The following is a 15,251-nucleotide window of genomic DNA, read 5'->3' as shown; positions in this document are numbered from 1 at the left end:
AGGACCCCGCGCCCGGCGTGGCGGTCATGCCCACCATGAGCGGGCTCGAGTATCTGACGGCGATGATCGAGGGGGAGCTGCCACCGCCTCCGATCGCGAGCCTCATGGACATGACCCTGGTTGCCGCGGCGCCCGGAACGGCCACGTTCATCTGTGAGCCGGACGAATCGCACTACAACCCGATCGGCACGGTGCACGGCGGCCTGGTCTGCACGCTGCTCGATTCGGCTCTCGGATGCGCTGTGCAGACGACCCTTTCGCCAGGCCAGGGATCCACGTCCATCGAGATCAAGGTGAACTACCTGCGCCCGGTGCTCGCCACATCCGGGCGCCTCACGTGCGTCGCCACCGTGACGAAGCCCGGCAGCCGGGTCGCGTTCGCCGACGGTGTCGTCACCGACGCCTCGGGCAAGACCGTCGCCACCGCGACCGGCTCCCTGCTCGTCTTCCCGCTCCCTGCGCCCTGACCGCCACATCGAGGGGTCCCGACTCGCCGTTACATGAGTCCATGTAACGGCGAGTCGGGACCCCTCGATGATTCAGGCCTGGGAGGCGAGGAGCTGGTCGCGCACCTTGCGGCGGATCACCTTGCCGACGATCGAGCGGGGGAGCTCGTCGACTGCGTAGACGTGCCTCGGCACTTTGTACGCGGTCAGGTTGTCGCGTGCGAACGCTCGCAGCGCGGCCTCGTCGAAGGAGGCCCCGGGTTGCATGACGACGGCGGCGACCACATCCTCACCGCCGCGCGAACCCGGCAGCCCGACGACCGACACGTCGGCCAGCCCTTCGAAGCCGCGCAGCACGTCTTCGACCTCGGTCGGGGAGACATTGAAACCGCCCGTGATGATCAGTTCCTTGATGCGGTCGACGATGCGGACGAAGCCGTCTTCGTCCATCGTCACGATGTCTCCGGTGCGGAACCAGTCGTCGTCGGCGAAGACGGCGGCGGTCTCTTCCGATTTGTGCCAGTATCCCGAGAAGACCTGCGGCCCCCGGGCGAGGAGCTCGCCCTCTTCACCGAACGCGCGATCCTGGGATGGGTCATCGGGGTCGACGACGCGCAGCTCGGTGCTCGGCAGGGGGAGACCGACCGTGCCATCTCTGCGGGTGCTCCCGACCGGATTGGCCATGAGAACCGGTGAGCACTCCGAAAGCCCGTAGCCCTCGACGAGGTAACCGCCGGTCTTGCTCTCCCAAAGCTTCACGATCGTCTCGGGCAGACTCATCGCGCCCGAGATCGCGATCGAGATGCCCGACAGAGACACCTTGCGCTTGTCGGCGGCTGTGACCAGGCGCTCGTAGATCGGCGGCACGGCGGGCAGGAAGGTGGGCGGATGCTTCTTCACCACATCCAGCACCAGGTCGGGGTCGAACTTCGGGAACAGCACCAAGCGCGCGCCCATGCTCATCGCGAAGGTGAGGCACAACGTGAGGCCATAGGCATGGAAGAGGGGCAGCACCGCGTAGACGACCGACGAGCCGCGGTCGATGGTGGGAACCCAGGCGCGAGCCTGAGCGGCGTTCGCAGCCAGGTTGAGATGGCTGAGCATGGCGCCCTTGGCCACGCCGGTGGTGCCGCTGGTGTACTGGATGAGCGCCAGGTCGTCGCGCTCCGGCCGGGGGGACGACGCCTTCAGCCGCTTCGAGGCGAGCAGGGTCTCCCAGGCGATCGTGTTCGTCACCTTTGCCGTCAGCTGGTCGCGCGCCTTTCGGGCGGCGGGGACAGGGAGCCGGAGAGCGAAACGCTTCGAGGCGGGCATCGCTCGCGTGATGTCGATGGAGACGATCGTCGTGACGCCGAGGTCTTCGGGGAGGTCTTGCACGGTCTTGGCGACCTTGTCCCACACGATCGCGACCTGCGCTCCGTGATCTTCGAACTGGTGACGCAGTTCGCGCGGCGTGTAGAGGGGGTTGTGCTCGATCACGACCGCGCCCAGCCTCAGCACGGCGTAGAACGCGACGACGTGCTGCGGGCAGTTCGGGAGCACGAGCGCGACCCGATCGCCCTTGCGCACGCCGCGCTTGCGCAGTCCCTCGGCCACGCGCGCGATCTGTTCCCCCAGCTCCGCGTACGTCGTCGTGGCGCCGAAGAACTCCAGCGCGACGTGCTTCGGGTACGCGTTGACCGAGTCGTCGATGAGGTGCGCGAGGGAGCCGGTCGGCAGATCGATGTCGGCGGGAACGCCGTCTGCGTAGTTCGAGGCCCAGGGCCGTTCAGCGTAGATGCTCACGCCGAAAGCCTATCTACGCCGAGCGCACCGCTTCCTCGATCGGCGTGTCACCGGAGATGGCCTCCCAGGTGCGGCCGATGGATGCGGGCTCGCGGAGGCAGGCGGCGATGAGCGCGGCGACGTCTGCCCGCGGGATGGAGCCGCGCGGCGTGCGTTCGGCGAGGGTGATCCTGCCGGTTCCGTCGTCGAAGGTCAGGCCGCCGGGGCGCAGCACCGTCCAGTCGAGGCCGGAGTCCCGCAGCGCCGCGTCCGCGTCTCGCTTCGCTTCGATGTACGCGCGCCACACGGGCTCGGCGTCTTCGGCGACGGGGTCGTCGGCTCCCCATGCCGAGACCTGCACGAAGCGCCGGATGCCCGCGAGCTTCGCCGCCTCGATCGACTTCACCGAGCCGCCGTAGTCGACGGTGCGCTTGCGCTCGATGCTCGATCCCGCGCCTGCTCCGGCGCTGAACACGACCGCGTCGCAGCCATCGAACGCCGCGGCGAGCTGCTCCGTGGATGCGCTCTCGACGTCGACGACCGCGCCGAGGCCGCCCAGCCGGTAGACGTCTTCGGCGTGCTCCTCGTTTCTGACGATGCCGACGAAGTCGTCGCCATCGTCGTAGAGCACACGCATCAACTGCTGGGCGACTTTTCCGTGGGCACCGACGATTGCTACTCGTGTCATACCTCCATCATGGCCCGCGCGACGCGGATGCGCCCACGGCGAACACCTCAAGACGAAAGAGCGATTCTTTGTTAGCGTCATCACCATGACGGCGTTCATCGAACTCTTAGGGCGGCTCTTCGCCGCCTCGTTCGAGACCGTCTGGAGCTCGGCCAGCCCCGCCGGAGTCATCGCGTTGGCCGGTATGGTCGGCGCGATCGGTCTGGTCACGCTCGTGGCCGCATCCCGCGTCGGCTCGATCGTCGCCCTGGCGGCGTCGCTCAGCGTACGTGCGCGACTCGAACGGGCGATCGAGCCCGCCGATCGCGGCGAACTGCTCAGCCAGTCCGACCCGGACGCCGCCGGACGCCCGCGCCCCCGCGCACCCGGACACCTGCTGCAGACCGCGTAGCAGGCTTCACACCCTGCCGCTCGCGGTCAGACGGACACCATCTCATCCGTTCGACAGCAGGGACTTCTCGTGGACATCTTCTCTTTCGGCCCGATCGCGGCCATTCTCGACGGGGCGTACGGCCTCGTCACCGGCCTCTCGGCTCTCGTCGAGCCGGTCGCCGGCACGGCCAGCGGGCTCATCGCCGTCGTGCTCCTCACCATCCTTGTGCGCGCTGCGCTCCTCCCGGTCGGGATGAGCCAGGTGCGCGCCGAGTTCACCAGGCGCAGGCTCGCGCCCAAGCTGGCGGAATTGCAGCGGAAGCACGGCAAAGACCGGGAGACGCTGACCCGGAAGACGATGGAGCTGTACCAGGAGGAGAAGGCGTCACCGTTCGCCGGGATGCTGCCGCTTCTGCTTCAGCTCCCGGTGATCTCCCTCGTCTATGCGGTGTTCACGCATCCGACGATCGCCGGGCACGCCAACGAGCTGCTCACCGAGCAGGCGTTCGGAGCGCCGCTCGGCACGAGTTTCGTCGGCCTCACGAGCGCCGGATCCGCGGTCTGGCCGGCCATGGCGGTGTACCTCGCCGTGTTCGTGCTGATCGCGATCGTGACCACGGTCTCGCGCAAGGTGCTCGCGCTCCCGCCGACCAGCGTCGCCGCCCCCGGAGCAGGTGTCTCGCAGGCCGGGCTCGTGCGCGCGCTCTCGTTCCTCCCGTACGTCACCGTGATCTTCGCGGCGTTCGTGCCGCTGGCCGCCGCCGTGTACATCCTGACGTCGACGGCATGGACGGTCGCCGAGCGGTACACGCTGCGGCGACTGCTCGACCCTGAGCGCGGTGCAGCCTCCGGCACGGTCGAGCCGTCGACATCGCACTGAGCGCACAGCCTGCGAGTGGGATGCTTGTGCCATGAGATCTCGCACCGACCCGGCCGCCTCCGACCCGCGCTTCGGCGTCGGAGTGCAGGTTCACGTGCTCGAGCCGGCCGTCGCCGGCGACGACGACTGGGTGGGGGAGCCGACCGGAGTGATCATTGCGCCGGCCTCGGCGAGCCTGCGGGCCGTGAACCTGCCGTCGGGGTCGTCGACGAGGTGGATGGTGTCGTTCGACCAGCCGCAGCACAGGCGCGACGGCCGCGGGCCGTTCGAGAGCGCATCCATCGAGCAGCACCTGCTGGTGGCAGCCGAGCCGATCGCCGACTGACGTGCTGCCTCCCGCCACTGTTCACCGGAGCGGGAGGCTCATACAATGACGGCATGTTCGTCGAGGGCACCCTTCGATGGCAGGTCACCGAGGACTGTCCGTGGGACCTGCTGATGGCCCTTGCCCTTCGCGATCTCGCGCATCTCGAGATCGCGGGCGCTCCGGCGATTCCGAGGCTGTCTCCCGCGGTGGCGCCCGTCTTGCACGCCGCGACGGGCGCCCTCCCCGTCCAGCCGGGCTCCGCATCTCCACGGGCCGCCGCCGCAAGCCCGCGCTCCCTGCTCGAAGAGCAGTGGCTGGCGTGGTTCGAGCTGACCGTCGACCGCGAGCGCCGGCCGATCCTGTCGCTTCTGAAACCGCCGCACTTCGAGGCTTTCGATCGTGCGATCGAGCTGCAGGACGTGATCATGGCGCACTACGACAGGGCGATCGCCTGGACCCGGGCGCGCCATGCGGAGTACGCGCGAACGAGCATCGAGCAGCACGCGCGCCGTGCCGCCGACATCGTGGACGTCGTGCACCGACGGGAGTACGAGTTGCGTCGCCAGGCCGGCTATTTCCGGCTCGACATGTACGTGCTGCCGCTGGAAGAGCGTGGCGCCTGGATCGTCGGCCCGCACACCGTGATCGTGAGCACGGCACTGCGCGACGACCCGGAGGCGTTCCGTGACTGGTTCACCCCCGTGGTCGCCGCGCTCGTGTGACGAAGGTCAGGCCGGGCGACGCTCCGGCGACACGGTCTTCGCCGGGTCTGTCTCGGCCACGTCGCCGATCGCCTCGTCGATGCGGGCGAGCGTTTCGCCCGACAGCTTGACGCCCGCGGCCGCGGCGTTGGAGGCGACCTGCTCGGGCTTCGACGCGCCGACGATCGCTCCGGCGACGTTGGGGTTCTGCAGCACCCAGGCCACCGCGAGCTGGGCCATGGTGATGCCGAGCTCGTCGGCGATCGGCTGCAGCTTCTGCACCGCCGTCAGCACATCCTCGCGCATGAAGCTCTGGATGGCGTTCGCCCCACCCTTCTCATCCGCGGCGCGGCTCCCGGCGGGCGCTTCGGCTCCCGGCTTGTACTTGCCGGTGAGAACGCCCTGGGCCACCGGCGACCAGACGATCTGGGAGATGCCGAGCTCGGCCGAGGTGGGCACCACCTGGTCTTCGATGACGCGCCAGAGCATGCTGTACTGCGGCTGGTTCGAGATGAGCTGCACACCGAGGTCCTTCGCGAGGGCATGCCCCGCGCGCAGCTGCTCGGCCGTCCACTCCGAGACGCCGATGTACAGGGCCTTTCCGGCGCGCACCACGTCGGCGAAGGCCTGCATGGTCTCCTCCAGCGGCGTCTCGCTGTCGTAGCGGTGGGCCTGGTAGAGGTCGACGTAGTCGGTGCCGAGACGGGTCAGCGAGCCGTCGATCGATTCGAGGATGTGCTTGCGGGAGAGCCCGACATCGTTGTGGCCCTTGGGCCCGGTCGGCCAGTAGACCTTGGTGAAGATCTCGAGGGATGCGCGACGCTGGTCTTTCAGCGCGTCGCCGAGCACCTGCTCGGCGGCCGTGTTGGCGTAGGCGTCCGCCGTGTCGAACGTGGTGATGCCCGCTTCGAGCGCGGCGTGCACGCTCTTCGTCGCGATGTCGTTCTCGACCTGTGAGCCGTGGGTGAGCCAGTTGCCGTAGATGATCTCCGAGATCTTGAGTCCGCTGTTTCCGAGGTATCTGAATTCCATGTCTCCAAAGTACGCTGTCGGCGGCCCATGAGAAGCTGGGGCGGTGGGACGAGGTGACGGAAGCGACAGGCGCGTGACGACGAGCTCCGTCGACGACTCCACGGCGACCATCCTGCACGTCGACATGGACGCCTTTTTCGCCGCTGTCGAGCTTCTCGACCATCCCGAGGCGCGCGGCAAGCCGGCGATCGTCGGGCATCCTGGGCCCCGCTCGGTCGTCACGAGCGCGACCTACGAGGCCCGGCGGTTCGGCGTGCGGTCGGCGATGCCGGTGGCCCAGGCGCTGCGGTTGTGCCCTCAGGCGATCATCCTCCCGCCGCACATGCACAAGTACCGCGAGTACTCGCAGAAGGTGATGCAGATCTTCTCGGAGGTCACGCCGCTCGTCGAGCCGCTGAGCATCGACGAGGCCTTCCTCGACGTGGCGGGCGCACGCCGCCTGCTGGGATCGCCGAGGCGGATCGCCGAGCTCGTCCGGGCGCGGGTGTTCGACGAGACGGGTCTGACCTGCTCGGTCGGCGCCGCTTCGACCAAATTCGTCGCGAAACTCGCCTCCGGGCGGGCCAAGCCCGACGGGCTCCTCGTCATTCCCGAGTCGGAGACGCTCGCGTACCTGCGCCCTCTGCCGGTCGGAGCCCTCTGGGGCGTCGGCGCGAGCACCCAGGCCTCTCTGGAGCGGATGGGGCTGCGCACGGTCGCCGACCTCGCTGACACGCCGCTGCACGTGTTGCAGCGGGCGGTCGGCGAAGCGTCGGGTCGCAAGCTGCACGAGTTGGCGAACGGCCGGGACTCGCGGAGCGTCACGGTGTCCACGCGCGAGAAGAGCGTCGGTCACGAGGTGACCTTCGAGTCCGACGTCGACGACCCCGATCGGTTGCGGCGGGAACTGCTGAGGCTCTCCAACCAGGTGGGAGCGCGGCTGCGCGCCAACGGCCTCATCGGCCGCACAGTCGCGCTCAAGCTGCGGTTCTCCGACTTCCGCACGATCGCGCGCAGCCGCACCCTCGCCGAGCCGACCAACGTGGGCCGCCGGATCTTCGAGGAGGTTTGGCAGGTCTACGAGGGCCTCGATCTCGGCCGCACGCCCATCCGGCTGATCGGTGTGCGCCTTGAGCAACTGACGGAGAGCGGCGGCGACAGTCTCGCCCTGTGGGATCAGGACGAGGAGTGGCGCGAGACGGAGCGCACGCTCGACGCGGTCAGCGCCCGGTTCGGCCGCGGCGTCATCGGCCCCGCATCCCTGGTGAGGCCGCAGAGCGACGCCGACAAGGCCGAGGCCGACGGACGAAACCCCCGCTGGATCAGCGACTGAGCGCGGCCTCCTTCGCGAGGGCGACGATGTCGCCGTGCGGACGGTCGCCCGCCTCCGACTCCTGGGCGTCGCTCAGGTAGACCGTCTCGAACAGGCGCCAGAGCTCGGCCGACGTGATCTCGGAGCCGCCCGTCTCGGTCGCCGCCTGAACACGAGCGGCGAAGTCGACCTGCACGGCCCGGGGGAGGTCGACACCGTGGTCGGTCTTCATCACGTAGGCGATCCCGCCTTTGCCCGATTGCGAATTCACCCGCACGACGGCCTCGTAGTCGCGGCCGACGTCTTTCGGGTCGATGTGCAGGTAGGGCACCCGCCACGGATGCGATCGCGGGTCATCGACCTGCGCGAGCTCGCTCTCGCGTGCCTCGAAACCCTTCTTGATCGCATCCTGGTGCGTGCCAGAGAACGCTGTGTACGCGTACTCGCCGACGTAGGGGTGGCGCGGGTGCACCGGGATGCCCGTGCATTCCTCGATCGCCCGCCTGACGCCGTCGATGTCTGAGAAGTCGATTCCGGGGTCGATTCCTTGCGAGTAGAGATTCAGGGCCAGGGTGGCGATGTCGACGTTGCCCGTGCGCTCCCCGTTTCCGAACACACATCCCTCGACCCGCTGGGCGCCCGCCAGGACGGCCAGCTCCGCCGCCGCGACCCCGGTGCCACGGTCGTTGTGCGGATGCACCGAGAGGATGACGCTGCCGCGGCGATCGAGCTGCCGGCCCGCGTGCTCGATCTGATCCGCGTAGAGGTTCGGTGTGCCGATCTCCAGGGTGGCCGGCAGGTTGTGGGTCACGGGCCGGTCGACCGATGCATCCCAGAGCGTGGTCAACCGATTGCAGAGGTCGAAGACGAAATCCGACTCGGTGAGGTTGAAGACCTCGGGGGAGAACTGGAACCGCACGTTCGTGCCCGTGAGGGTGTCCGCGCCGCGAAGCATCTCGGTGGCCGCGGCGACGATGGTCTGCGTCAGCTCGGCGCGATCTCGACCGAGCACGACCGTCCGCCAGAGGGGCGCCGTGGCCACGTAGACGTGCAGCACGACGTTGTCGAGCCCGCGCACCGACTCGATGGTGCGCTGGATGAGGTCGGCTCGCGCGGCGGTGAACACGACGATGGTGACGTCGTCGGGCACGATGGCGCTCGTCGCCAGCGTTCGCACGAAGTCGAAGTCGGTGGCGCTGGCCGACGGGTAGCCGACCTCGATCTCCTTGTAGCCCATCCGCACGAAGAGGTCGAACAGCCGGCGCTTGCGTGCGCCGTCCATCGGGTCGGCGAGCGCTTGGTTGCCGTCTCGCAGGTCGACGGGCACCCAGAGGGGCGCCTGAGTCATCCTGGCGTCCGGCCACGTGCGGTCGGTCAGCTGCGGCAACGCGACGCGCTCGTGCGGCGAGGCGTATTTGCGATGTGGCATGCCGCTCGACTGTTGGGGGTTCCAGGTTCGGGGAACCGAGATGTCGGTCATGTGCGTTTCTCTTTCGTCGCGGGTGGGATGCGACCGTCGCGAAGCCTCCACGACGGCGCCCGGTCCCGGCTAGCGCGCGTCGTGGCGGCGAAGGAGGAGAAGGGAGCGCAGCATGATGGGCACAGCCTATGATTAATCAGGTCATCAGACAAGTGGAGGCATCATGGCAGCCGAAGAGCCCAAGCTCCTCGACCGCGCGTCGCTCGCGGAACGCCTGGCGGAGAATCTCGCTCAGGGGATCGCGACAGGCCGCTGGGCCGTCGGCGAGCGGCTTCCTTCGGAGACGGCGCTCGGCGGCCTGTACGGGGTCGGACGTTCGACGGTACGCGAGGCGGTGCGCACCCTTGCCGCGCGCGGTCAGGTCGAACCGAGACAGGGTGACGGCGTCTACGTGCGCTCCGAGAAGCCTGTCTCCGCGGTCGACCGGATGCTGAGCCGGGGGCGGATCGCTGACGTCTTCGAGGCCCGCATAGGGTTGGAGGCCGAGGCGGCACGGCTGGCCGCTTCGCGTCGCAGTCCCGCGCAGTTGCGCACGATCGAGCGGGCCTCCGCGCGACGCACCGGTTCGAGCGCGGCCGGCGGTGCGCCGTTCGTCTCCGCCGACCTCGCGCTGCACCGGGCCATCGTCGAGGCCGCGGGCAACCCGGTCATCCTCGACCTGTTCGACCATTTCGAGCCGGTGCTCGCCAGCGCCGCCCACGAGCTCGTGCGGTTCGGCACGGCGGCCGACGAGCCTGCTCGCGCCGACGTGGACGAACACGATGCCATCGTGCAGGCGATCCGCGACCGCGACGGTGAGGCCGCCGCGCGGGCGAGCCGCGAGCTGGCCAAGGGCACGCTCGCCGCGCTGCGGGCCTCGTCGTGACTCAGCGCAGGCCGACCAGGATGCCCCGGTGATCGCTGCCGTTGTCGGGGAGCACGGTGCTCGACACGGTGCCCAGTCCGCGCACCAGCGCGTGGTCGAGTCGTGCCACCGGAAATTCGGCCGGCCAGGTGAAGCCGAGACCGAGGTCGCTGTCCGCCGCCTCGGTCAGCTCTGAGAGCAGCGGTGTGAACTTGCGGTCGGTGGATGCGGTATTGAAGTCGCCGACGACGACGATGCGCGACGACTCGTCGGTCTTCACGGTGTCGGCGAGTTCTTTCAGCATCGTGTCCCGCTGCTCGTACTGACCCGGGCGCACGGAGGCGAGGTGCACGGCGTAGAGCCGGGTCGGGGCGACCGCCGTCTCGAGGTCGATCCAGAGCGCGCGATCCCAGCCGAGGCCGAGATCGAGCCGCCCGCTGTCCGCGATGGCGACCTTGCTCCAGACGCCGACCGTGCCGACGACCTCGCTGTGCGGGTAGCGGGAGTCGAGCACGGCCTGCACCGCACCGAGCGACGTGGCGTCAAGCTCCTGCAAGGCGATGACATCGGGGTCGCGGCTCTCGAGGTCGCGGGCGATGGACGCCGCGGCGGCGTTGTCGGCATGGATGTTCTCGCTCGCGATGGTGAGAGCAGCGGGACCTGTTCCCATCCCGGGCAGCAGGGCCGGCCCGAACGCGAGGCCCCAGACCGTGGCCGCGGCGGCGACGCAGAGGCCGGCGAAGAGCGAGAGCCGGAGTATCGCAGCGAGGCCGAGCAGGAGCACGACCACGCCGAGCCACGGCAGGAATGTCTCGACGAGCGAGGCCGCGCCCAGCACGTCGGGCAGCATCCCGTGCCACAGCAGCAGGGCCGCCACCGCGAGTGCGACCAGTCCGGTCAGGACGCCGCGGGGGCCACTGCTGGAACGGAGGATCGACACCCGCACGATTATTCACGGCTGTCCCCGGAGTACCCGCCGGAAACGCTGGGCGCAGCCTGGGGGATGGCCTGGTGAGTCTGTGAGCGGCAGGGGTACGGTTGCGGTATGACGAACATCTCCTTGAAGCTCGCGGAAACCATCAGTTCGAACGGCATCAAGTCGGTCTACGGCGAGCCCGTGGAGATCGACGGTACGACCATCGTTCCCGTCGCTGCCGTGCAATACGGTTTCGGGGCCGGGTCGGCGGGCGATGCCGATGAAGACGCTCCGGGCGGCGCGGGCGGTGGCGGGGTCAGCATCCCCTTCGGCGCGTACGTGAGCGATGAGACCGGTGTGCACTTCCGTCCGAACCTCATCACGCTGCTCGTCGTGGCGATCCCCTTCGTGTGGGTCGCCGGTCACGCCTGGTCGCGCGTCATCAAAGCGCTGAAGAAGTAACTCTCAGACAGCTAGACTGTCTGACGAACACGGGAGTCCGGTGAGCCGGGCTGAGAGGAAACTGCTCAAGTTTCGACCGTTGAACCTGATCTGGATCATGCCAGCGCAGGGAGACCTTCTCAATCCCGTGCCCTCTTTTCCTCGAGTGAAAGGGCACGCACAGTGCACGCAACAATCGCAACAACCTCTACGCGCCCGGCGCGCGTTCTCCGCTGGCGGGTCGTCGACATCGTGGTGGCGAGCGTCATCGCCGTCGCGGCCGGCGTCGTCTTCTGGGCTTGGGGGCAGACGTCGAGCCCGCTCTCGGCCCCGGTCGAGGCGGTGCTTCCCGGCTTCCAGGGCATCCTGAACGGACCGTGGCTGTTCGCCGGAGTGCTCGGCGCGCTCGTGGTCCGCAAACCGGGCGCGGCGATCTTCACCGAACTCGTGGCGGCCGTCGTCTCGGCACTCATCGGCACCCAGTGGGGTGTTCTCACGCTGGTATCGGGCCTGGTGCAGGGGCTCGGGGTCGAGATCGTGTTCGCGCTGTTCCTCTACGCGAACTGGCGTCTCGGCGTCGCGCTGCTGGCCGGCGCCGGCGCCGGGATAGCCGAGTCCATCCTCGACCTGCTCGTCTGGTATCCCGGCGCGAAGCCGGGCTTCGCCGTCACCTACGCGATCACGACCACCGTGTCGGGTATCGTTGTCGCGGGCCTTCTGTCGTGGCTGCTCGTGCGGGCACTCGCCAGAACAGGCGCCTTGAGCCGGTTCGCAGCCGGCCGCGAGGTGACAGGACGGGTCTGACCATCGTCGCGCGACAATCGCCATCGGCGTCCACTAGCGCGTCAGTCCCAGCCGCCGTTCGGGTCGGCGGTTGGGGCTGGCGTTACTCCGGCCGTGCCGCCTGGGCGGTGCGGGATGCGACGTTCGCGATCGAACCGGGGGAGCGGGTGCTGCTGCTCGGCGCATCCGGCGCGGGCAAGAGCACCCTGCTCGCGGGTCTGGCCGGGGTTCTGGGCGGAGACGACGAAGGGGAGACCCTCGGGCGGCTCGATGTCGACGGGGAGGATCCACGCCGGGCTCGGGGCCGAAGCGGACTGCTCTTGCAAGACCCCGATTCGCAGGTCATCCTCGCGCGGGTCGGAGATGACGTGGCGTTCGCCTGCGAGAACCTCGGTGTTCCGCGCGAGGAGATCTGGCCGCGCGTGCGGCGCGCGCTCGACGACGTGCGTCTCGGGCTGGACCTCGACCATCCGACGTCAGCGTTGTCGGGCGGACAGAAGCAGCGGCTCGCGCTGGCGGGGCTGCTCGCGATGCGCCCGGGCCTCCTGCTCCTCGACGAGCCGACGGCGAATCTCGACCCTCAGGGGGTGAGTGAGGTCCGCTCGGCGGTGTCGGCCGTTCTCGAGCGCACCGGGGCGACCCTCGTCGTCGTCGAGCATCGCGTGAGCGTCTGGCGCGATGTCGTCGACAGGGTGATCGTGCTCGGGGCCGACGGCGGCGTGCTGGCGGACGGGCATCCGGATGCCGTGCTCGCCGACACCTCGAACGAGCTGCGGCGCGCCGGCGTGTGGCTGCCCGACCAGCCTGTCCCGGTGCCGCAACCGGTCTCCATCGGCGCGCCGCTCCTGACGGCGGACGACCTGGTCATCGGCCGCGGTCCCGCCGTGCGGGGCCGGCGGCGTCGCCGCCGACAGCACTCCGTCGTGCCCCTGCCGCACCGGATCGATCTCTCCGTGGCGGAGGGGTCGGCCCTCGCGCTCACGGGGCCGAACGGTGCGGGCAAGTCGACGCTCGCGCTGACCATCGGCGGTCTCCTGCCCGCGCTGGGCGGAAGGTTGAGCGCCGAGCCCGCGCTGGCCGGAACGGCATCCGCCGATCCCGCGTCGTGGCTGTCCCGCGAGTTGCTGACCCGCATCGGCAGCGTGTTCCAGAACCCGGAGCACCAGTTCGTCGCCTCCACCGTGCGGGCGGAGCTCGCCATCGGGCCGCACGCCGTCGGGAAGTCCGACGCCGACGTGCGACGCCGCGTGGACGAGCTGCTCGACAGGCTCGATCTCGCGGGTCTCGCCGAGGCGAACCCGTTCACGCTCTCCGGCGGTCAGAAGCGTCGATTGTCGGTCGCGACCGCTCTGGCGACCAAGCCCAGGCTCCTGGTGCTCGACGAACCGACGTTCGGCCAGGACGCCAACACGTGGGCGGAGCTCGTGCGGATGATCGGCGAGCTGAGGGCCGACGGTCACGCGGTCGTCGCATCCACCCACGATGCCGAGTTCGTCGCAGCGATCGGTGCGGGCGAGCTCCGGCTCGCGCCGTCGCAGGCGCGCGAAGGGACCGACAGGGCGATCGCCCAGCCCACGATGACCACCGAAGGCGGTGCCGGATGAGCATCATCGCTCCGGTGCGCAGCGGACCGCTCGCGCAACTCAACCCGGTCGCCAAGCTGGGTGCCGCGCTCGTCGTGAGCGTCGTGCTGCTCATCTCGATCGACTGGGTCTCAGCCGCGGTCGCCCTCGCGGCGGAGCTCCTGCTCCTGTGCTTCTCCGGTCTCCCGGCACGAACGGTGCTGCTGCGCACGGCGCCGATCTGGATCGCGGCGCCGCTGGCCGGCATCACGACGGTGCTCTACGGGCGCACGAGTGGAACCGTGTACGTGCACTGGGTGTTCGTCGAGATCAGCGACGGATCGATCGCGCTGGGCGTGGCGACGGCGTTGCGCATCCTGGCGATCGGTCTGCCCGCCGTGATCGTGTTCATCACGATCGATCCGACCGATCTCGCCGACGGGCTCGCGCAGGTGCTGCGCCTTCCGGCCCGGTTCGTGCTCGGCGGTCTGGCCGGCCTGCGCCTGGTCGGCCTGTTCGTCGACGACTGGCGCGCGCTCACCCTGGCCCGCCGGGCTCGGGGGGTGGCGGAGTCCGGAGCGGTGCGCCGGATGCTCGGGCAGGCGTTCGCGCTGTTCGTGCTGTCGATCCGCCGAGGGAGCAAGCTGGCCACAGCCATGGAGGCCAGGGGATTCGGGGCACCGGTCGCCCGCACGTGGGCGCGGCCGTCGCTGTTCCGCGCCCGCGACTGGGCCGCACTCGGTGTCGCGGTGCTCGTGGGCGGGTCGGCCGCCGGAATCGCCATCGCGGTCGGGTCGTGGAATGTCATCGTCGGTTCGTGAGTCCGCCCTGCGGCTGCGAGGCGCGGTGACGCAGGCGGTGTCGGCGGCGCGGGACTCCGGCCGGCATCCGATCGTGCTGATCGACGGCCCGAGCGGAGCGGGCAAGAGTTCCCTGGCCGATCTGCTCGTCTCCGACTGGCCGGAGGACGTCCCTCCTCAGCTCGTGCGGATGGACGATGTCTACCCGGGGTGGGGAGGTCTCGACGCGGCGAGTTCGGCGATCGAGCGCGATCTTCTCGCGCCGTTCCGCGCCGGCGCCGCCGCGGGGTGGCTTCGCTGGGACTGGACGGTGGGCGCTCCGGCCGAGTGGAACGCCGTGAGCCGCAACCGGCCGCTGATCGTCGAGGGCTGCGGCACGCTCTCCCGCGAGAACTCGCAGCTCGCCGACCTCGCCCTCTGGCTCGACGCCGATGACCGGCTTCGCAAGCGCCGCGCGCTGGCCCGCGACGGCCTGTCGTTCGCCACTCACTGGGATCAGTGGCAGCACGATTTCGAGCGGTACGTGTTGCGAGAGCATCCTCGCGCGAACGCATCCCTCGTCCTGGATGTGACGACGTGGCCGCTCGGAGTGCGGGCCGGGGTCTCCGACAGCGCTAACGTTGGAGGCATGACCGACTCACAGCTGAACGCACCCGAATACATCGTCGAATACGTCGACGGACCGCTCTCCGGCACCACGGACCGCCGCGTCCTCATCGACGGCAAGGTCGACGAGCGCATCGGCGCCGTCGCCGCGATCGACGGGCTCGAGTCCCTCTTCTGGTACGCGGCCGGCGAAGAGCGCGAGGTCAACGGCGAAAAGTACGTGAAGTACCACTTCGACGCTCCGGACAGCGATCCCGTCGAGTCCGACGAAGAGCAGGAATCGCTCTAACCAGCGGTTTCGGGCAGGCATGACGCCTGCACGAGCTCAGGCCCAGCCG

At 69.4% G+C, this 15,251-nt stretch carries 17 protein-coding genes and 1 riboswitch; of the genes, 12 read left to right on the top strand and 5 right to left on the bottom strand.

Annotated elements, in window-relative coordinates:
- Positions 1 to 26: 26 nt before the first annotated feature.
- A complete protein-coding gene (locus tag ACFVWR_RS08915) occupies positions 27 to 467 on the top strand; it encodes a PaaI family thioesterase (RefSeq protein WP_387210302.1) in 441 nt (146 codons plus the stop codon).
- A gap of 72 nt (positions 468 to 539) precedes the next feature.
- On the opposite strand, the gene ACFVWR_RS08910 is transcribed toward ACFVWR_RS08915, so the two are convergent.
- Together ACFVWR_RS08910 and ACFVWR_RS08905 are read right to left on the bottom strand one after the other, a co-directional pair.
- Positions 540 to 2,231, bottom strand: a complete 1,692-nt coding sequence (locus ACFVWR_RS08910; RefSeq protein ID WP_387210188.1) for a long-chain-fatty-acid--CoA ligase — start codon at positions 2,229 to 2,231, stop codon at positions 540 to 542.
- A 13-nt stretch (positions 2,232 to 2,244) separates the two neighbouring features.
- Positions 2,245 to 2,898 (bottom strand): SDR family oxidoreductase, encoded by a 654-nt coding sequence (locus ACFVWR_RS08905; protein ID WP_387210186.1) that lies wholly within the window; start codon positions 2,896 to 2,898, stop codon positions 2,245 to 2,247.
- An 85-nt stretch (positions 2,899 to 2,983) separates the two neighbouring features.
- Here ACFVWR_RS08905 and ACFVWR_RS08900 point away from each other — a divergent pair, with 85 nt between their 5' ends.
- From ACFVWR_RS08900 to ACFVWR_RS08885, 4 genes are all read left to right on the top strand, one after another.
- A complete protein-coding gene (locus tag ACFVWR_RS08900; RefSeq protein WP_387210184.1) occupies positions 2,984 to 3,289 on the top strand; it encodes a DUF6412 domain-containing protein in 306 nt (101 codons plus the stop codon).
- A gap of 69 nt (positions 3,290 to 3,358) precedes the next feature.
- Positions 3,359 to 4,150, top strand: a complete 792-nt coding sequence (locus tag ACFVWR_RS08895) for a YidC/Oxa1 family membrane protein insertase (protein ID WP_387210182.1) — start codon at positions 3,359 to 3,361, stop codon at positions 4,148 to 4,150.
- A 31-nt stretch (positions 4,151 to 4,181) separates the two neighbouring features.
- Complete coding sequence (locus ACFVWR_RS08890; RefSeq protein ID WP_387210180.1) at positions 4,182 to 4,475, top strand: hypothetical protein; 294 nt, start codon at positions 4,182 to 4,184, stop codon at positions 4,473 to 4,475.
- A gap of 53 nt (positions 4,476 to 4,528) precedes the next feature.
- A complete protein-coding gene (locus ACFVWR_RS08885) occupies positions 4,529 to 5,179 on the top strand; it encodes a hypothetical protein (protein WP_387210178.1) in 651 nt (216 codons plus the stop codon).
- A 6-nt stretch (positions 5,180 to 5,185) separates the two neighbouring features.
- Here the strand turns inward: ACFVWR_RS08885 and ACFVWR_RS08880 are convergent, their stop codons facing one another.
- On the bottom strand, positions 5,186 to 6,190 hold the full coding sequence (locus ACFVWR_RS08880) for an aldo/keto reductase family protein (protein ID WP_387210176.1): 1,005 nt from the start codon (positions 6,188 to 6,190) through the stop codon (positions 5,186 to 5,188).
- Positions 6,191 to 6,233: 43 nt separating this feature from the next.
- On the opposite strand from ACFVWR_RS08880, the gene dinB reads away from it, so the two are divergent.
- A complete protein-coding gene (gene dinB / locus ACFVWR_RS08875; protein ID WP_387210174.1) occupies positions 6,234 to 7,502 on the top strand; it encodes a DNA polymerase IV in 1,269 nt (422 codons plus the stop codon).
- On the opposite strand, the gene ACFVWR_RS08870 is transcribed toward dinB, so the two are convergent.
- Positions 7,492 to 8,961 carry a 2-isopropylmalate synthase gene (locus ACFVWR_RS08870; RefSeq protein ID WP_387210172.1) on the bottom strand — a complete coding sequence of 490 codons (1,470 nt, stop codon included), beginning with the start codon at positions 8,959 to 8,961 and terminating at the stop codon, positions 7,492 to 7,494. The two genes, dinB and ACFVWR_RS08870, sit on opposite strands and share 11 nt — an antisense overlap.
- Positions 8,962 to 9,124: 163 nt before the next feature.
- On the opposite strand from ACFVWR_RS08870, the gene ACFVWR_RS08865 reads away from it, so the two are divergent.
- Complete coding sequence (locus ACFVWR_RS08865; RefSeq protein WP_387210170.1) at positions 9,125 to 9,826, top strand: FadR/GntR family transcriptional regulator; 702 nt, start codon at positions 9,125 to 9,127, stop codon at positions 9,824 to 9,826.
- Position 9,827: 1 nt separating this feature from the next.
- Here ACFVWR_RS08865 and ACFVWR_RS08860 read toward each other — a convergent pair whose 3' ends face one another.
- Complete coding sequence (locus tag ACFVWR_RS08860; protein ID WP_387210168.1) at positions 9,828 to 10,745, bottom strand: endonuclease/exonuclease/phosphatase family protein; 918 nt, start codon at positions 10,743 to 10,745, stop codon at positions 9,828 to 9,830.
- Positions 10,746 to 10,850: 105 nt separating this feature from the next.
- On the opposite strand from ACFVWR_RS08860, the gene ACFVWR_RS08855 reads away from it, so the two are divergent.
- The 5 genes from ACFVWR_RS08855 to ACFVWR_RS08835 all read left to right on the top strand — a co-directional run bounded on the left by ACFVWR_RS08855 (position 10,851) and on the right by ACFVWR_RS08835 (position 15,202).
- Positions 10,851 to 11,183 (top strand): spore germination protein GerW family protein, encoded by a 333-nt coding sequence (locus tag ACFVWR_RS08855; protein ID WP_387210166.1) that lies wholly within the window; start codon positions 10,851 to 10,853, stop codon positions 11,181 to 11,183.
- Between the two features lie 19 nt (positions 11,184 to 11,202).
- A riboswitch (TPP riboswitch) is annotated at positions 11,203 to 11,312 on the top strand.
- A 33-nt stretch (positions 11,313 to 11,345) separates the two neighbouring features.
- The gene (locus ACFVWR_RS08850) at positions 11,346 to 11,966 is read left to right on the top strand and encodes an ECF transporter S component (protein ID WP_387210164.1); all 621 of its coding nucleotides are present in this window, start codon (positions 11,346 to 11,348) and stop codon (positions 11,964 to 11,966) included.
- A 107-nt stretch (positions 11,967 to 12,073) separates the two neighbouring features.
- Positions 12,074 to 13,549, top strand: a complete 1,476-nt coding sequence (locus tag ACFVWR_RS08845) for an ABC transporter ATP-binding protein (RefSeq protein WP_387210162.1) — start codon at positions 12,074 to 12,076, stop codon at positions 13,547 to 13,549.
- Complete coding sequence (locus tag ACFVWR_RS08840; protein ID WP_387210160.1) at positions 13,546 to 14,328, top strand: energy-coupling factor transporter transmembrane component T family protein; 783 nt, start codon at positions 13,546 to 13,548, stop codon at positions 14,326 to 14,328. The genes ACFVWR_RS08845 and ACFVWR_RS08840 overlap by 4 nt, the downstream gene beginning before the upstream one ends.
- Positions 14,309 to 15,202 (top strand): hypothetical protein, encoded by an 894-nt coding sequence (locus tag ACFVWR_RS08835; protein WP_387210158.1) that lies wholly within the window; start codon positions 14,309 to 14,311, stop codon positions 15,200 to 15,202. The genes ACFVWR_RS08840 and ACFVWR_RS08835 overlap by 20 nt, the downstream gene beginning before the upstream one ends.
- Positions 15,203 to 15,251: the final 49 nt, after the last annotated feature.

The organism is Leifsonia sp. NPDC058292 (assembly GCF_042880955.1).
Classification (GTDB): domain Bacteria; phylum Actinomycetota; class Actinomycetes; order Actinomycetales; family Microbacteriaceae; genus Leifsonia.
This window is presented reverse-complemented; position numbering and strand designations above follow the sequence as displayed.